Below are 16723 nucleotides of genomic sequence, written 5' to 3' on the forward strand. Positions count from 1 at the left end.
TAATACTAATGGCTAAATCTTAGGGCATCTCAGGCGACACTTATGAGTCATCATGATCCAAATCAGGAGCATTCCCCTGCTAATCCGTCTGGACAACCAGCGAAACAGCCGGGAGTTTTGGCTAAATTCTTTAACTTTGATCGATACCACACTACGATCCGCATAGAACTATTGGCAGGGTTCACCACCTTTATGACGATGGCTTATATCTTGGTGGTGAATCCGGGAATTTTATCCGATGCTATTTTTTTACAAGCATCAGGAGATTTGTTTAATGAATTGGTCATCGCCACAGCACTTTCTGCGGCAATTGCTACCCTAGTTATGGGATTGTGGGCGAATTACCCCCTTGCCCTTGCCCCCGGTATGGGACTTAATGCCTTTTTTACCTACTCGGTGGTATTGGGATTAGGCATCGACTGGCGGATTGCCCTTTCTGCTATCTTAATCGAAGGGTTGATTTTTATTGCCCTAACCCTGTCAAATGTCCGTCATTTAATCGTCAAAGCGATTCCCGATTGTCTGAAACGGGCAACAGCGGCTGGAATTGGCTTATTTATCGCCTATATTGCCTTAAGTGGGGCGGGGATTATCGCTGCTGATGCAGTGACGAAGACGAAGTTAGGGGATTTGAGTCAACCCTCGACATTAATTGCGATCGTGGGTATCCTAATTACCTCGGCATTTGTTGCCCGTCGCCTCACGGGGGCGCTGTTATGGGGGATTTTGGCAACGGCGGCGCTAGCCTGGATTCTCGGCGTGTCTCCGTTACCCCAGGGGATTATTGGTGTTCCTGAGTTACCCGTGGATTTAGTTGGGAGTGCGATCGCGGGATTGGGTAGAATCAATCAGGTGAATCGCTGGGATTTCCTGGCGGTGTTGTTTGTGTTTCTATTTGTAGACTTATTTGACACCGTAGGTACGCTGACTGGGGTGGGGATGCAGGCGGGGTATATTGATGAACAGGGGGAATTGCCTAGGGCGAATCAGGCGTTGATGGCGGATGCAGTAGGGACAACAGTAGGGGCGGTTTTGGGAACCTCGACGGTGACAACCTATATTGAGTCGGCTTCAGGGATTGCGGAAGGGGGACGAACGGGATTTACGGCTGTTGTTGTGGCGTTTTTGTTTATTGGTTCGATATTTTTTATTCCGTTACTGTCAGGAATTCCAGCCTTTGCCACGACGCCAGCATTGGTAATTGTGGGGGTTTTAATGGCTGGGAATTTACGGGGGATTCATTGGGATGATCCGGCGGAGTCTATTCCTTCGTTTTTAACGATTTTAATGATGCCATTGACGTATTCGATCGCGGAAGGGTTGGCGATTGGATTGATTACTTATCCGTTAATTAAAGGGTTTCAAGGGAAAGCCCATGAAGTCGCGATCGCGGTGTGGGTTTTGGCGGGGATTTTTGTGCTGCGTTTTATCGTGATGGCGATGAATAGTGGTGGGTAAGCACTGACTAAAGCCCTAAATTAAAGCCCTGAATTAAAGCCCTGAACTAAAGTTCGGGCTAAAAGCTAAAACCCGTTAAAACGGGTTAAAGTAATTACCTAATAAGCTTGATTTTTACTTGAAGCTTAAAGAGAAGAAATTCCTTTTATGGTGTCCAAGTTGGCGATACAGTCGTAACGGCTGTATTAACAGACCCTGCTACCGTTAAAGTCCCCCTTTTTAAGGGTGATGCAAGGGGGATAAAACGTATCCCATAAGAGCGGAAAGTGCTGTATTTATCTTAAGTCAACAACATTCCTTTTAAGTCAATGATATGACAACTAACCAAGGACAAAGGATAAATAACGAAGGACAAAGGAAATCAATTGTGGCTTAAGTGTAGCGCCAGTATGACCTGTGATAATCCATAGTAGGGCGCGAATGCTGTCACGGAGAATCCGTAGCCAGGATTCAGGGGGTTGGTTGGAGGGTACGGAGATGGGGGTGAAGGTGATGCTTTGGCTTCCGAGAACCAGAGTCGCGATCGCCTTGGCTCTAGGGATATGATAGTCTGAGGTGATTAGGTAGATATGTTGGATTTTTCGGCGTTTGAAGTCAGCGACTAGGGAGGTAAAGTTGGTGACGGTATCGACGGCGCGATAATCTAGATGAACGCGCTGGATCGGAATATTGGCGTTTTGGAAAATAGTATAAAGAACGTCTGGGGGTGAACCACTGGAAACCCAGATGTCTAGGGAGGGGTGAGTTTGGGCAAATTGGGCGGTAAATTTTTCGCGATCGCGCCCACCGCCTAAGGTTAGAATAGCTTGGGGATGAGGGGATTGGTATTGTGCGATCGCCAGCCGCAGGGGGATGATACTCAGTAGGATCAGGATCAGGGTAGCGCTGGTTAGACAGCATCTCCATTTAAATTGATGACGGCAGATTTTCACCAGAATATTTGTACTAGCGGGATAGGGGGAAATGTCACTGATTTGACGGCTGATCAATAATTACTGAGATGATCAGGCAAAGGTTTTCCCTCGATTATTGCAGTATAGACAGAAATCAGATTTTGAGCGATCACCTTCCAGGAATATCGATGACTCACCAAGCGCTTACCATTCTCGCCTAGTTCATGGCGTAGATGAGGAGAGTTTAGCAAAGTCGCGATCGCATCAGCAAGAGTCTCAACATCTCCCTCTACAACTAATCCAGCTTTGGCTTCAGCAATTTCGGGTGAAATTTGTACTCCCGGCGTAACAATCACGGGTAATCCAGCCGCCATGGCTTCAGCTACCGCTACTCCAAAATTTTCTGAAAAAGAAGGGAGGACAAAAATATCAGAACCTTGGAGGAGTAAGTTTTTGTCTTCACCCGTAACAAAACCCGCAAATGATGTATGTTTGGTTAAACCAACAGAGGCGACTAATTTTTTTAGATGATTTACATAGTCGGGTTCACCGGAACCCGCCAATATCAAATGGAAATCATAGTCTTGCTCATTCAGCTTTCTTAGTGCTTTAATGAGCAAATCTGGACGCTTCTTATAGTGAATTCTGGATAAATATAAAATTATTTTCTTTTTAGAGTATACGTTATATATTTTGTGAATACACTGCTTTGCGTTAGATTGATAATTCGGTAGATGAATGCCGTATGGAATGACAATGTTTTGAGTATTAACATTAAATTCTTCTACATTTTTTGATTCTTCTGCTGTAGAGCAATGAATAGCCACCGCCCTATTAAGATTATATCGCTCAATAATTGAATAAATTTGCTTTTTCAAGCGTTGATTGTTAATTGCCCACTCTGTTAGCATCCCGTAGGGCGTCGCTATGTAGGGAATTCTCTGGTATGTGGCAATTACAGCAGCGCAAGTAGGAGCATAAGAGAACAAATAGTGAGTGTGAACAATATCATAATCAGCTAAGTGTTGCCACAGCCACTTAGTTAGGTCAGCGGAAAAAATAAAATCCTTAATCGGTGGAGAAAATCTAGGAAAAAACCAAACGGGTACTTTCTCGTACTCAATGCGTTGGTGCAACGGTACGTTTAAGAGGTTGGAACCATTATCATTCGTGGTTACAATTTCTACTGTAATTCCGCATTCACCTAATGAATGAACCATCTCTAATATTATTTGAGTAGGTCCACCTTTTTCTTTAGCTAATGACGGTACTACTTGTAATATTTTCATGTTGATTTTGCTTTAATACAGCATTAATACTCTTTAAAAGACCATCGGAAAAAATCTGAGGAGAATAATTAGCTATGATTTGACGACTTAATTTAGCCATTCTAGTTCGTGAATCTGAATTCAGTCTATGTATGTTTAGTAAGGCGCGAGTAATATCTGGGCTGCTGTCCGGATCAAACAGCAGACCATTCCGAGATTCCTGAACAAGTTCAGGGCAAGCTCCCACTGTATGGCTACATAATATTGGTAAGCCAGCTGCACAAGCTTCATTCACCACTAATCCCCATTGCTCTTGCACAGCAGGATGGACAAAAGCATTGGCTAAACCATACCAATCTACTGTAAATTTATAGAGGATGAAGCCGGGTAAGTGAACGCAGTTGTTGAGTTTTTTTTGATAAATAAGATTTCGGACAGAGGTTTCCTCTTCACCATTACCACAGACAACTAGATCCCAAGCTTCCTCTTCTCCAATTTGTTGACGATAAGCCGCAAATGCTTCTATAAGACGTAATACATTTTTACGTTTTATCAGTCGAGTGACGGAGAGAAAATAGGGTTTCAAAGGAATTTTGGGTTGACGACGTCTTGCTGCATCTGGATATCGCCGAGCCGTATCAGCACCATGCCTGAAATAGTCATTATCAACTACATCGTAACCCAGAAAAATTTTATCCCTTGGCATACCTAATTCTATCAAATAGCGGCGATGTAGTTCGCCACCAACGAGTGCAGCATTATACCTCCTTACATAAAGCCAAGATTTAAGTCGCTCTTTCCACCACTGTCGCTTTTCGTCATCCCGTTTACTCTCACTCATGAGGATTGCCGGAATACGATGGCGTTGACACCATGACACAGCAGCACGAGAGACAGGAAATCCCCAACCCGGAATAATCAGAACACTTGGTTTAAGAGTATCCAGACAGGTAGGTAATAATGATGCTGCTACAGTAGATTGATAACCACGATCTGCTGACGCTGGAGTAGTTGTCACAGGCATGAGAGTTTTATAAGGAAACGTAATTTCTTGCCTTATGTCACCCCAGGGATGTTCTATGGTATTGTCTGTCACTTCAACTACAGTAAAGCGCCAACCTTTTTGTTGACAGACGGTGTAGGCAGCACGCAGTCGAGCGGCATGGTAACCTCCAATTGTGTGGAAAATGATAACGACATGCATATTTGAATATGAATTATTTAGATAGATTTCATTAGGTTATAAACTACTTAAACATGCTAGTGATGTTTATATGTACTTTCGGATAATTTCATGGTTAATACATAGAAATTGATGCAAATGATTTTAATCGAAAATCGGCTCGTTTAATCCAGAGTAATAAAAAACAGGGCCAAAAAGCCATACCAATCCAGGCATAAATTCCAGGTAAGTCTCCGCCACGTAGTAATGGAAGCAACGAAGCACAGAGAATGGCACGGACAAGGATAGCAGCAAAGGGTTGTAGTTTAGTAGTGTAACGGACAATCTTAGCCAAAATTACGCCGTAGAGCAGCGATAATATAAAAATTCCCACTATACCTCCTTCTGCGTAAAATGAACCGAATAAGCTGGGTGAAATACCCAGAGTTCCCTTGCCGCCATGAATAGTTAAACCTAATTTATTCATATAACCTCCCACAGGTTTTTCTGGCCACCAGGCTCTGGGAATCGGGCGCATTAGGATTTCTAGATGTTCCATACCTAACTGAAAGTCTAAGCGTTGGGGATATACGTTCTGTAGCAGTACAAAACCATCAAGCATATTAGCATCTTCTGCACTGGATGCACGTTCCCAAGCTATTTGATTCAAACGGTTATCTGGAAGATTAGGATTACGCATTGCTCCAGCTAATGCAAATAAGCTGATCGCTACTACAAGAAAAGCACCTATAATAACCATACGTGTTTTTGGCTTATAGGAAGACGATAAAATAATTCCAGCAGCAGTAATCCATCCCATAAACTGAAACCTACCTGTACTACTGAAAGTCAGTACAAATATGCAAAATATAATCAAAATAGCAAAGATTTTATTGATTAAAGAATTAAAAGAATTGAACTTCCATAAATTCAAAACTATAGTAGCTATTCCTACTAGAGCCAATGGAAATAAATATAAATAACTGCTAATTTGGAAGGCTAAAGAATTCCCTGTACTTAATTGGATAAAAACTTGAGATCTAGTAATTACTACGATTGGTAGGCATAATAAGCTGAAAAAAATCACTTTAGGTCGTAACCACTGCAAGAAATTGGGATTCACATCTGTCGAGTTTAAAATTGGCAAGATTCGTTTCTGGTTCCACATGTAAGTGGACAAGAGACAGATTTGACCAAATACAATACAAGCTAAAGCTTCAAGAGCAGCCTCTCGCGTCACAGAACTCAATCCTAGCCAAGTAAGATTTACCCAATGATTAATCCCATGAGTAACTGCCCAGTATCGGTAAGATGCCACGTAAAACAGGAAGCTACTGATTAGTAAGGGGACTTCATCGTTTCGCCGCATTAACCAGATTCCACTTACAACTAAGAGTGTGACTTGGGTAAAGGCTAGTTCTGGATATTCAAATAAAGGCATGAGATAGAGATTGAAGATTGTAGTGCAATTTTGACAAGCTCAATTTAGAGGTTTTGATAGCTGCTTTAGCAAATCGCTCAAGATTATCTGGATTATTAAAGCAGAATTCAATAGCATGAGCAATAGCTTTTCCCGTGATTTCCGGTAAGATCAAACCATTTACTTGATCTTCTACAACTTCCCCACAAAATCTAGACGCAATGATAGGTAGTTTCCATGCCTGTGCTTCTAACTGGGTCAGTCCAAAACCATCGGATAGAGTGGGAAATAGGAAAACATCAGCGAGTTGATAGTACTGCGCTGTTTGACGGCGAGGGATGGAACCAATCCACTGAATCTGCCCTTGCATTTTAGCGTGCTTAGCAATGCCTAGAGAACCAACTAGCCAGAATTCTATCGGTTGATGATGTAAGAGCTGAACAGCTTCTAAAATTGCAGCAATACCCTTACGCATGATTACTTGACCCAGAAACAGCACGCGCATGGGACGTTCAGGTGAAAAAGTTGAGGGGTAGGTTCGCACAAAAGTGCTTGCTGTCTCAGGGGGGTTGTAGGCAAGGGGAATCATGTCCATCTTATTGGCAGGAATACCTGCTTGTTGCAAGGCTTGGCTTGACCAGGAAGAATTTACAATAATTCGGTCAGCTAGCAAACATTCTTCTTGCCAATTCATCCAGTATTGAGGTGGTGCGGGTTGCCAAGTAGACTGATAGTCTGGATGTCTACTATGTTCCTGTTGAACTAATGTTTCCTCGACAAATCCTGGATCAATTTGACCTAGGATAGTGATCCAACCCTGGGTTTTGGCATAGCGGAACAGTTCTAAAGCGGCATAACTGTAGGCAAAGAGAATGGGACGAGCGTTAAGTTTTGGCATTAGGGTTTTCAATAAATCAACGGTTCGTTGTTGGAACCAGTGATTACGCGCAATAATACTTGTCCATCCTAAATTTTTTTGCAGGCGTTGTGCTAGTTCAAAACGAAGCAAAGAGTGAGTGAAGGCGTGGACGGAGGCTTGGTCTAAGTCAGGATGGAAGCGATCGCGTAAATTCGCTAAAAAAGGTCTCGGTAGCAAGTTGAGTGGAGATTGAGGTAAGACCCAAGCATCGGTAATCAGGCAGGCGAGTTTTCCATGTTGGTGTAAAGCTCGTGGAATAGCATAATGTTCACGAGCACCCAGTTGACAGCAAATCCATGGTGGCACTTTATCAGACATTCGCTTTATCCGGTCGAGTGGTAACCCATGATGTTTTGATGGTGCGTGATTCTGAACCTAGCAGCCAATGGGGTTGGAGTAGACGGATATCTACTGCTCTTTTAGCTTTATTAAAGAAATCCAGCACTGGATCGAGTAGATGGTCGCCATGAACTTCGACAACCCAGTGATGGGGCTTTTGAATTAAGCCAGTTCCCCCTTTTAGCACATCAACTTCAGAACCTTCCACATCTACTTTTATTAATAATGGCTTTCCATACAGTGATGGACGTTCCTCATAAGCCTTGTCTAAGGTGATCGTCGATTCGGTGGAGATAGAACCCACAAACAGAGGGATGAATTCAAAACTGATACCAGCATAGTCGGACCAAGTAGCAGGAATTGACAAGGCAGTTTGTTCACCTAATCCCGGCTCAAAGGCAATAATGTGTCCCAATTTATGATATCGTTTGATCGCTTTGGCACACCCATAGGTAAAATAGCCATCATTAGCGCCGACATCGAACACAACCTCAATATCAGGAAGAATTTGGTTAAGCCAAGGGTTCAATATATGCTCATAAATACCAAGAATCTTTCGCTTGGAACAGGTGGGGTTGAGGATAAGGCGAGTCCCTCGAAAGGGACCGAATAATATCCGAAAAGGTATCGGTTCTAGACTTAGATAAGGGATAAGATTCACTGTTACGATTTTAAAAATTCTAGTTGTTGTCAAAAAAAGCAGCCTTAATTTTTTCTGTCCATAGTTTAGCAACCTCACGAGTTCCGGCTTCATTAAAATGAACTCCATCTGATGTTTCGCGGTAAGGTTGACCCAAAGAATCAGTATCAGGCCCTTGCAAAGCTATGCCATCATCCCAAATGCGTTTCTGAGCACTTCGCACGGATTCTGATATGTTGCCAGATCCATAGGTAGCACGAGCTACTAACCATGGGATATTCACTTTCGTAGCTTTCTGAACTTCATGAATTAGACTGAACAGCCGAGTATAGTATTCATCTGAAGTCATTCCTTTATCGCTTTCCCCTTGATGCCACAAGATTGCTCGCACTCCGTATGGTTGAGAAGATTCAATTACCCCGATTAGCTGTTTAAAATAATCACTTCCTAATTCCCAGTCTCGAATGCTACTGCCGCCCTTAGCTACATTAATAAATCCAATTGGCATCCCAAGCTCTGTAGATAATATATCTCCTACTAGAGGCCATGGTGAACCACCTCCACCACGAATTTTAGGATCGTCTCCATGTTTCCAAAGAATGGAACCATCTTCTTGTAACTGTCCAGCTTGAACATTATCATACTTTGATAAAAACAACGTTTTAGAACTCCCAGATGCATTGGATTGTCCTGCAACAATAAATACCTCTCCCACTCCTATTTGGAGTCCATTCGCCAATCGATAGCCTCTTCCTTGACTCCTTCCAAAAATTTTAATCCATCCCGGCAATACAGATACTTGACCTTTAAAGTATGTAAACTTAGGAGATGTATCAAGTAAGCTCCAGTCTTTTGGTTGAATTACTGTCATGTCAGAAGACGTGATAGCAACTTCAACTGATTCAGCTAACCAACCCACACGTCCAGATAGTTTTAGGATTGTCTGATCTTGTTCTGCTCTTTGAATTATCTGCCTATTTTGCAAATTCAAAAAAACGTGAATTTTAGTGTCGAGGAATAAATTAGTTCTTAATCCAAACGTATTGTTTAATATAATAAAAAAAGAAAGCAATATAGCCGTAAAACCCACAAGTAAACCTATTGAATTTTTCTTTGATTTTAAAATATTGTTCATATTTGTTTTTTATATTTTGTTAAAAAAATGGATTCATTAATATAGCCAAGGTTTATAGTTTAGTGTGTAATTCAACTTGCGTGTTCGCTTCTTGATAAAGCGGGCAGGGTTACCTCCAAAAATAGTATAGGGTTCTACATCTTTTGTGACTATTGAACCTGCACCAATAACTGCTCCCTCACCAATAGTGACTCCTGGTAAGATAATAGCTCGGTAAGCAATCCAAACGCGATCGCCGATGATTACATCTCCACCGCGATCGGCAAATTCTGGTGATTGCGGATCATGACCCAAGGTTAAAATTGCGGCTTCAGGACCAATTGAGACATCAGCCCCTGTCTGGATGTGATAGTGGCGACCATCAAACAAGCAGCCAAAGTTAATCACATTACGATCACCCAGATATACTTTTCTACCATTTAGGAATTTGCATCCCATTTGTACTGATGTTCCCGCACCCACTTCGGCTAAATAGGTTTTCAGATAAACCATGCGGATTCTAGAGGATGGTAAGTTTCCAAGCCAATGATTGTAGCTGTAACTCAGAATACTGCCAGCAAGTAGTCTAGAGTTCATCATTGTTAAAGCATTTAATATATCTTTAGAAATCTTCAAAGTGATACCAAGGTAACTCTGTTTCACAAGTTTTTTGCAAAACTAACAAATTACAAAAATCATTATGCCATTCATGCCAATAAAGCTTACCTTTGATGAATGCTGCCAGCATATATTTTGCTTTTGCTTGTAAGTTGGGTTGTAACTCTGGAGTGGCAATTAAACTATATTTTTTATGTGTTTTAATAAACCGAAAAATCTTTTTAACCGATGGCAGTAGGCAATCATGAAAAACTAATAAACCTCCAATTTTCAAAAGCTTGTCGGCATAAAAAAAATCAATGAATTTGCAATCAAATGTATGCATTCCATCAATAAAAGCAAAGTCAAATTTGTCATGTTCACTCAGTAGTTTAGGAGCTTCTAAATGACTTGAACCTTCACACAAGGTAAAGTAAGACAATAAATGGTGTTCTGCTAACAAGCTTAAAGCGGTTCCTTTATGATATGTGAATTGGTAGGGATCAATTCCATAGTGATGTCCATTAGTCAATGCAATGGCTTGGGTAATCGCTAAAGTGCTAATTCCGTTGGCTACCCCTGTCTCAAAACTTTTCTGACAATTATGCTGCAATATAATAGTTGCCAAAGTGCGGGCTTCCATTTTACTAACAGCACCCTTAATATCCTGTTTATTTTTGCCAATTTCTCCAACCCATCCCCGTTCGATAATCCTATCCGTAAAAAATTCAAAGTTATCAGGTAGCTGAATCTCAATTTTAGACATATTTAAAACAGTTCATTACCGACTGGGCATTAATTAACCAGGAGTTTACCGCAATATACTTTTCCCAGTTAGGCTGCGGAGGACTGTTTAACCATATTTGAATTCCCTTGACTAGAGAGACTAAATCATCCGGCTCAACCCAAATCCCAAGTTCATACTTTTGGATAACAGATCGCAAAGAACCTTCACCTGCTGATGCTATACAAATTTTACGGTAATTTGCTGCTGTACTTAAAGCACTACTCGCAGAACGAAAAGTATAGCTATATGTGAGTACTATAATATCAGCAGCTATAAATAAGTTGCCAACTTCTGCCTCTGGAATAAATCGGACTTCCCACCGACAGCGGTCTCCAACACCCAAGGTTTGAGCTAAGTCCTGATAAAAAGCTATTGGTCGTTGACTTGATGACTGTTCTTGCCCAGCAACAATCAGATAGACTTGTGGAAAATTAACCATTGCTCGAATCACAAGGTCAAGATTTTTGTTGTTACGGATATAACCAAAAGACAGCATTACTTTAGCGTCAAGTGGTAAATTTAAACTTGTCCGTATTTCTTTCCTAGATTTGTTGGCGCTCGGAAACTGGTGTATTCCATAGGGAATCACAGTTGTTCGCAGTTGAGGCATTGACCAAACTGTATCAAGTTCAATGGTTTCATGAACAAAGGCTTCCCTTAAGAAAGAATAACCACAGGCAATTGACCAGCGATGCCACCAATGAGGACCAACAACAAAATCACGCACAGGATCATGTACAATAGCACCAAATATCACGCCTTTTTTCGCGAGTTTCTTCAAAGAACCTGACCAAATAGGGGCGAAATATTCCACATAAGATCCAAGCAACACATACTGGAAATGATTGGCTTCAATAAAATTAGCCAATTTGCTGAAATTTGTTAGCATTGTTGCTATGTAATGTATAGCTTTTAAGGCTTTATGAGGAAATGTCTGATTGGGAGTTAGGTCTTGAAGAATTGGCATCATTTTATACTTTTTCCCCCTACCTATAGGATAGTTGGGAGTGCAAAGGAAAGTAACATCAACGCCTAAAGAAACCAAGGCATTAGCTTGCTCATGAGCATAATCTGCAATGCCTCCATAACTCGCTGGTGAATAGTAGAGAAGTTTCATAACTGGATTAAACTGTCCTTAGCTTTAGGTTACGCAGCCTCTCACGGCATTGTTTGCATCGCTTAAATCCCCACACAAATCCTTGCCAATACCCAATTACGCCCCAAACCCTAATTATATATTCAAAAACCAGAAGTTGATACCAGTTCTTGATGTAGCTACAGGAATTCAATCGTTGAATCGCTGGTACTAATCTCCGAACTCGCGCTCCAGCACTAATGAGGAAACTGCTCAAAAACACTATTCCTAGCCAAGTCGGTGAAGCCCAAAAGAGAAAAACTAAACTGAACATCAGGCAGAAGGCTTCAAAGCATAGCCTTCCGCTAACAAGAACCCCATAATCTAGCCAAATACCTGCCTCTCCACCCCCACGAAAATTTCGGAAAGCTTCCTGGCAAAAGGATGTCAATGTCACAGGGCGTTGCCAATAACAACGGGGAATAGGAGCGCAAGTAACTTGAGTTGTTGTTTGCTGTAATAGCAGGGCAAAGACCATATCATCACCTGCCAAGGTTAAATCTTCGGGATACCCACCAATTTTTTCCCACAATGACTTACGATAAGCAATTGAGCGTGAAGAGGCATGGGATTTGGGAGTGGCAATTAATTTCAGCCCATCATGTAAAGCATACTCTACCTTTGCCCAATCCGTTTTCAAATCTTGCCAACGCACTTGCCAACTCCCCATGACAGCTTCTAATTGATTGTCTTTGAGTAAGGGTTGAACAAGTTCCTCCAACCATAGGGAGTCCCAGGTACACCCGATGTCTGTAGAAACAATAATATCATGTTGAGCCTGAGCGATCGCTAAGTTTCGCCCTCGAGCTATATTACACCCAATTTCTTGAATCACCTGTAATGAACAAAATTGATTATGTGAATAATTTTGTAAGAATTGCCAAGTCCCATCGGTAGAACCACCATCAACGATCACAATCTCATCAGGCAGATAAGTCTGAGCTGCCATGCTTTTCAGGAAATCAGCACATCCTGATTGATCATTTAAGACGGTAGTGACTAGAGAAATATTCAGTTTAACTTGTGACATACCTCTACCCAAAGCTTCATGTTATTAGCAATAGTTTTAAAATAATCCCTTAAGGATTTATCCCAGAGAAATCCCTGCTGCTTAGATGACCATTCTTCGATTCGCTCGGTTAATTCTAGAGTGGCTTCACTATAGGTTGTAGCTTGAGACAAGGGAGTCTCTAATAAGGGTAACATATCATCAACAATAACCATACCTGCCAATTCATTCCAGAGGTCTTTGTAGAGGTTATGAGGAGAGCGACGATGTTCCACAACAGGTAAACCAAGTTTCACCCGATGTCCCATGGCTTGCACGCATTTTTGCAAGAAAAAACCGCTAAATATGTCACCAAAACGATCGAGTTTCATTCCACCAACTGGATGTTCCATTTTTACATAATAGTAAGCAGGTATCGCATCTCGTATAATTCCAGTATTTTGAGTGTTAATTGGCATCAAACTCCTGGGAGCTAGTAGATAGTCAGCCGTTAACTTTTCCTTTGCAATACAATTAGTTACCAAGCGCGTAGCCGCATCGACATCTGGATCGCCAGACCAAAGTCCAGCGTTTACAGCAACAGTCCCCCTGGAAATTTCGGTATTTATTTTTGAACAATTGGGGTGACGACGCTGATAAGGAAAGCCTCTGGGATAAACTGTTTTCCCATTTCCTAACGAAGGACATTCAACCTCCATCATGGAACATAAGTTGAACCAGTGGTTATGCCCAATTGCTATAGGAAGAGAAATTTCTTGTCCAACTGTAGAGTGTCCTGCCAAAAAAGACCATTTTTTCTTCGGATAGTTATCGTCATCAATCGTAATAATCACATCGCAGCGCTCATGATACGCCATTAGAAACCCCACATTGCGACGGTTGTCGCTTCTCCACGGGATTTCAGCAGCGAGTTTTGGAAAGGGCTTTAGGAATTTATTTTGCTCGTCTGGGTCTAGATAATACCACGGTAGACCCTGCTGGGTATATTTATTTATCTGTTTTCGGCAGCTAAGTGGAGTTGAGATATCGCCGATTATGTAGAAATGAACTTGCTCTAAATTACCATGGCTTAGGAAATGTTCATAATACTCATGAATAAAGTTACCCGTATAGATGGTTGTGACAACAACACCAATTTTCATGATAAATATTATAGCTTAATAATTTTTAGTCCTGTAAAGTGCATGAAAATAATTTTCTTCACACAATCCATCTGAATCTAATACGCTTTCTTGGTAGCCTATATTTTTTAAGAAATTCCGGAGTTCATTGACATTGCTACCAAAGTTAGGTAGAGCAAATCCATGAACTTCAATTAGCAACGTTGGATGCCATTGTTTCAGTAGATTTTCTGCTCCACGGAGGACTTCTAATTCAGCCCCTTCTACATCAATCTTAATGAACTGAACAGGTAAATCTAGGTTGCTCCAATAATCATCTAGCCGAACATTAGAGAGTTGGATAGTCTTATAAGTCACTGGATTTGAGCAAAGTGATGCCGTTACTGCCACCTCTTCTGGAGGTAGATAAAAAGTTACAAATGGTTCCGATGAATTAGACACCGCTTTCGGCACAATTTTTACTTGTTGCTGAACACCACTTAAGGCTACATTTCTACGCAGCAACTTTAGGTTTGCTGGCACAGGTTCAAAGGCAAATACAAAACCTTTATCTCCGACTAATTTAGCCGCATAAAGTGTATGTAAGCCAAAATTTGCACCGATGTCAATAAATACATGACCTGGATTTAAATGTCTGCCTAAAATCCGATGGACAGCCAACTCTACTTCCATATTCCAGCGTCTGAGGGATTCATCAAAGTATAAAGTATAATTAGCAATTTGGAAAGGAATACCTTTGAATCTATAGCGGAATTTAAAGAATAAATTTTTAATTGATCTTAAGAACATAAATTAAAACCTAAACAAGATGAGCAAGAACAGAGGTGCTAGATTGTGACAATACAGAGCTATTGCTAAGCAATCGGGACATAAGATTATAACTAACTGAATTTGCTGTTTTTATGCCTTATTGATACTGTCTCATAAGTTTGTAAATTTCACAAAATGCTTGATACCTATTATACGACGAATTATCATGGATAACTTAGGTTGATTCGCTACCCTACAATACTCCTTTAGCCACCAAGATGCCACAGACAAAACCTGTAGTTCTACATGGGGTGACTTTTTTTCATTTGTCAAATAGTATATATCCGAATAAACGCGCATCAAATTTTCGCACTGTCGAGGTGTATATGAATGGTTTCTAGTTTGCCAGTATTGCTGATTTAACTCAATAGCTGCATGAACTCCTTCAAACCATTTTTCAGCATTTGAAATTTGAGTGCGGCACTGGGAAGTATGAATTCGATACAATGCACTTTTGTGTTGTCCATAGGCAACTGTACATTTACTGATTAATCGAAACCAAAAGGCAATATCCTCTCCTAAATACTGATCAAGCTGCTCTGGCCAGTAGCAATCTAAAGATATTGCTGTTTGTTTAATTAAAGCTGCATGAACCGCCCAAGGAGCAAAAGCAATCGCACTATCTCGCAGCACTTCAATGGGCTGTCCGATACCTAAGGGCTGTTTAACTATTCTTTGTGTAGGATTCCCATCGGTAAATTCCTGCCAATAGCAGGCAATAATGTCAGCTTCCGGATTGTCTCGCGCAATAGATAGTTGTTGTTCTAAATGGTCAGGTTCTAGTAAATCATCAGCATCCATAAACTGAATCCATTGCCCTCGTTTATGAAGCAATCCATAGTTACGTGCTGCCCCTGGTCCTCGTTTAGGAAATTGTAAAAGGCGAATTCGGATATCCTGAAATTGCTGAACATTTTCCCTACTCCCATCTGTAGAGCCATTATCCACGATTAGCATTTCCCAATCTGGAAAAGTTTGGGAAATTACGGACTTAATCGTGTCTGCTATATAAGCTACCTTGTTGTACAGTGGGATGATGATAGAAACTGTTGGCATTAGCGGTACGATGTTTTACGAATCCAGAAACCGCTACACCGGTGATGAGGTTCTTTCCAATTTAGAACCTCAGACCAAAGTTTAGCAACTTTTTCTGGGTGATCGATAGATAACCAATGATTAGCTAAGATGACCTCAAAACTCGAATTGTAGGCGAGAAATGCCTCCAGCATATATTGCTCATTCCAAGCTCGACGTTCTTCGATCAGCCATTTTGGAGGATAGTCATAAGGAAAAAATATATCGTGAAAGTGAATCCAGACGCCGTTAGCAATAGCTGGCAAAATCTCTAAAATTTCCCGACATACATCACTACAAAATTTAACCGTGTGGGTAGAATCAATAAAAAGAATGTCACCCTCTTTTAACTGCTCAAACAGACTGAGATGAATTGTTTCAACTTTTTTAGTGATAATTTCTATATCAAAATTACATTCATTTGGCTTTAATGAATAATAAGGATCGATGCAAATAATTTTGCTTTTTTTTCCCTCTTGCTGATTTTTATCCAGTGCTATAGACGCAATTTGGGTTGAGTATCCCGCGCCAATTTCTATTACTTTTGATGGTTTTTTTTCTCTAAGTATGGCGTAGTATAAGGCAGCATCAAGTTCAAAATACAAATCATTTAAAAAATTAAACTTTTGTTTTACTCCTTCTTTAACAGATAGTTGATGAATTTCCGTATAGTAATTACTGAGTTTGTCTATTAAATCAAGTTGAGACTCAAGATTCCAATTTATACAACTCGAAAATCGTCGTCTTAGAACTTTTTTCTTCGTAATTGTAGAAAATTCTGGCAGAGGTTCATAATAATGATATTGACGAATGGAGTAACCCCATTTATCTCCTAATTCAGGATTACAATGCAATAACCATAAAACTTTCTTTATTATGCGAATAGGCAATTTATTGAAGGTAAAAAGCAATAATTTATCTATAGAATTTTTAATAAATTTAGATAACATAATAAAACAAAAACTTAGTTTACTTGG

Annotated in this window: 16 protein-coding genes; 1 reads left to right on the plus strand and 15 read right to left on the minus strand. The window is 40.7% G+C overall.

Annotated features, from left to right (window positions below):
- The first annotated feature begins 42 nt into the window (after positions 1–42).
- Entirely contained in the window at positions 43–1458 is a 1416-nt protein-coding gene (locus RH949_RS18805) for an NCS2 family permease (protein WP_446355217.1), read from the plus strand.
- A 320-nt stretch (positions 1459–1778) separates the two neighbouring features.
- On the opposite strand, the gene RH949_RS18810 is transcribed toward RH949_RS18805, so the two are convergent.
- The 15 genes from RH949_RS18810 to RH949_RS18880 form a co-directional block, all read right to left on the minus strand.
- The gene (locus RH949_RS18810) at positions 1779–2384 is read right to left on the minus strand and encodes a YdcF family protein (RefSeq protein ID WP_446355318.1); all 606 of its coding nucleotides are present in this window, start codon (positions 2382–2384) and stop codon (positions 1779–1781) included.
- Positions 2385–2443: 59 nt separating this feature from the next.
- Positions 2444–3640, minus strand: coding sequence for a glycosyltransferase (locus RH949_RS18815; protein ID WP_446355219.1), 1197 nt, complete (start codon positions 3638–3640; stop codon positions 2444–2446).
- Positions 3606–4823, minus strand: coding sequence for a glycosyltransferase family 4 protein (locus RH949_RS18820; protein ID WP_446355221.1), 1218 nt, complete (start codon positions 4821–4823; stop codon positions 3606–3608). Before RH949_RS18820 ends, RH949_RS18815 begins: the two co-directional genes overlap by 35 nt.
- Positions 4824–4917: 94 nt before the next feature.
- Positions 4918–6222, minus strand: a complete 1305-nt coding sequence (locus RH949_RS18825) for an O-antigen polymerase (protein WP_446355223.1) — start codon at positions 6220–6222, stop codon at positions 4918–4920.
- Complete coding sequence (locus RH949_RS18830) at positions 6209–7438, minus strand: glycosyltransferase family 4 protein (RefSeq protein WP_446355225.1); 1230 nt, start codon at positions 7436–7438, stop codon at positions 6209–6211. Before RH949_RS18830 ends, RH949_RS18825 begins: the two co-directional genes overlap by 14 nt.
- Positions 7431–7988: an FkbM family methyltransferase gene (locus RH949_RS18835; RefSeq protein ID WP_446355227.1), complete on the minus strand. Its 558-nt coding sequence runs from the start codon at positions 7986–7988 to the stop codon at positions 7431–7433. The genes RH949_RS18830 and RH949_RS18835 overlap by 8 nt, the downstream gene beginning before the upstream one ends.
- A gap of 151 nt (positions 7989–8139) precedes the next feature.
- The gene (locus RH949_RS18840; protein WP_446355230.1) at positions 8140–9234 is read right to left on the minus strand and encodes a sialate O-acetylesterase; all 1095 of its coding nucleotides are present in this window, start codon (positions 9232–9234) and stop codon (positions 8140–8142) included.
- A gap of 36 nt (positions 9235–9270) precedes the next feature.
- Complete coding sequence (locus RH949_RS18845; protein ID WP_446355320.1) at positions 9271–9810, minus strand: acyltransferase; 540 nt, start codon at positions 9808–9810, stop codon at positions 9271–9273.
- 25 nt (positions 9811–9835) lie between these two features.
- Positions 9836–10576, minus strand: a complete 741-nt coding sequence (locus RH949_RS18850) for a class I SAM-dependent methyltransferase (RefSeq protein WP_446355232.1) — start codon at positions 10574–10576, stop codon at positions 9836–9838.
- A complete protein-coding gene (locus RH949_RS18855; protein ID WP_446355234.1) occupies positions 10569–11714 on the minus strand; it encodes a glycosyltransferase family 4 protein in 1146 nt (381 codons plus the stop codon). The genes RH949_RS18850 and RH949_RS18855 overlap by 8 nt, the downstream gene beginning before the upstream one ends.
- A 7-nt stretch (positions 11715–11721) precedes the next feature.
- The gene (locus tag RH949_RS18860; RefSeq protein WP_446355236.1) at positions 11722–12762 is read right to left on the minus strand and encodes a glycosyltransferase; all 1041 of its coding nucleotides are present in this window, start codon (positions 12760–12762) and stop codon (positions 11722–11724) included.
- Positions 12744–13883 (minus strand): hypothetical protein, encoded by a 1140-nt coding sequence (locus RH949_RS18865; RefSeq protein ID WP_446355238.1) that lies wholly within the window; start codon positions 13881–13883, stop codon positions 12744–12746. The genes RH949_RS18860 and RH949_RS18865 overlap by 19 nt, the downstream gene beginning before the upstream one ends.
- 15 nt (positions 13884–13898) lie before the next feature.
- A complete protein-coding gene (locus tag RH949_RS18870; RefSeq protein WP_446355240.1) occupies positions 13899–14651 on the minus strand; it encodes an FkbM family methyltransferase in 753 nt (250 codons plus the stop codon).
- A gap of 132 nt (positions 14652–14783) precedes the next feature.
- Positions 14784–15728: a glycosyltransferase family 2 protein gene (locus RH949_RS18875; protein ID WP_446355242.1), complete on the minus strand. Its 945-nt coding sequence runs from the start codon at positions 15726–15728 to the stop codon at positions 14784–14786.
- On the minus strand, positions 15728–16696 hold the full coding sequence (locus tag RH949_RS18880) for a class I SAM-dependent methyltransferase (RefSeq protein ID WP_446355244.1): 969 nt from the start codon (positions 16694–16696) through the stop codon (positions 15728–15730). The genes RH949_RS18875 and RH949_RS18880 overlap by 1 nt, the downstream gene beginning before the upstream one ends.
- Positions 16697–16723 lie beyond the last annotated feature (27 nt).

The sequence above is a fragment of the Coleofasciculus sp. A1-SPW-01 genome (assembly GCF_040217205.1).
GTDB classification, from domain to species: Bacteria; Cyanobacteriota; Cyanobacteriia; order Cyanobacteriales; family Coleofasciculaceae; genus Coleofasciculus; species Coleofasciculus chthonoplastes_A.

What these genes read in the sequence shown, in the direction of transcription:
- RH949_RS18805 (WP_446355217.1), top strand. Translation starts at nt 43, where the DNA reads ATGAGTCATCATGATCCAAATCAGGAGCATTCCCCTGCTAATCCGTCT.
- RH949_RS18815 (WP_446355219.1), bottom strand. Translation starts at nt 3,640, where the DNA reads ATGAAAATATTACAAGTAGTACCGTCATTAGCTAAAGAAAAAGGTGGA.
- RH949_RS18820 (WP_446355221.1), bottom strand. Translation starts at nt 4,823, where the DNA reads ATGCATGTCGTTATCATTTTCCACACAATTGGAGGTTACCATGCCGCT.
- RH949_RS18825 (WP_446355223.1), bottom strand. Translation starts at nt 6,222, where the DNA reads ATGCCTTTATTTGAATATCCAGAACTAGCCTTTACCCAAGTCACACTC.
- RH949_RS18830 (WP_446355225.1), bottom strand. Translation starts at nt 7,438, where the DNA reads ATGTCTGATAAAGTGCCACCATGGATTTGCTGTCAACTGGGTGCTCGT.
- RH949_RS18840 (WP_446355230.1), bottom strand. Translation starts at nt 9,234, where the DNA reads ATGAACAATATTTTAAAATCAAAGAAAAATTCAATAGGTTTACTTGTG.
- RH949_RS18845 (WP_446355320.1), bottom strand. Translation starts at nt 9,810, where the DNA reads ATGAACTCTAGACTACTTGCTGGCAGTATTCTGAGTTACAGCTACAAT.
- RH949_RS18850 (WP_446355232.1), bottom strand. Translation starts at nt 10,576, where the DNA reads ATGTCTAAAATTGAGATTCAGCTACCTGATAACTTTGAATTTTTTACG.
- RH949_RS18855 (WP_446355234.1), bottom strand. Translation starts at nt 11,714, where the DNA reads ATGAAACTTCTCTACTATTCACCAGCGAGTTATGGAGGCATTGCAGAT.
- RH949_RS18860 (WP_446355236.1), bottom strand. Translation starts at nt 12,762, where the DNA reads ATGTCACAAGTTAAACTGAATATTTCTCTAGTCACTACCGTCTTAAAT.
- RH949_RS18865 (WP_446355238.1), bottom strand. Translation starts at nt 13,883, where the DNA reads ATGAAAATTGGTGTTGTTGTCACAACCATCTATACGGGTAACTTTATT.
- RH949_RS18870 (WP_446355240.1), bottom strand. Translation starts at nt 14,651, where the DNA reads ATGTTCTTAAGATCAATTAAAAATTTATTCTTTAAATTCCGCTATAGA.
- RH949_RS18875 (WP_446355242.1), bottom strand. Translation starts at nt 15,728, where the DNA reads ATGCCAACAGTTTCTATCATCATCCCACTGTACAACAAGGTAGCTTAT.
- RH949_RS18880 (WP_446355244.1), bottom strand. Translation starts at nt 16,696, where the DNA reads ATGTTATCTAAATTTATTAAAAATTCTATAGATAAATTATTGCTTTTT.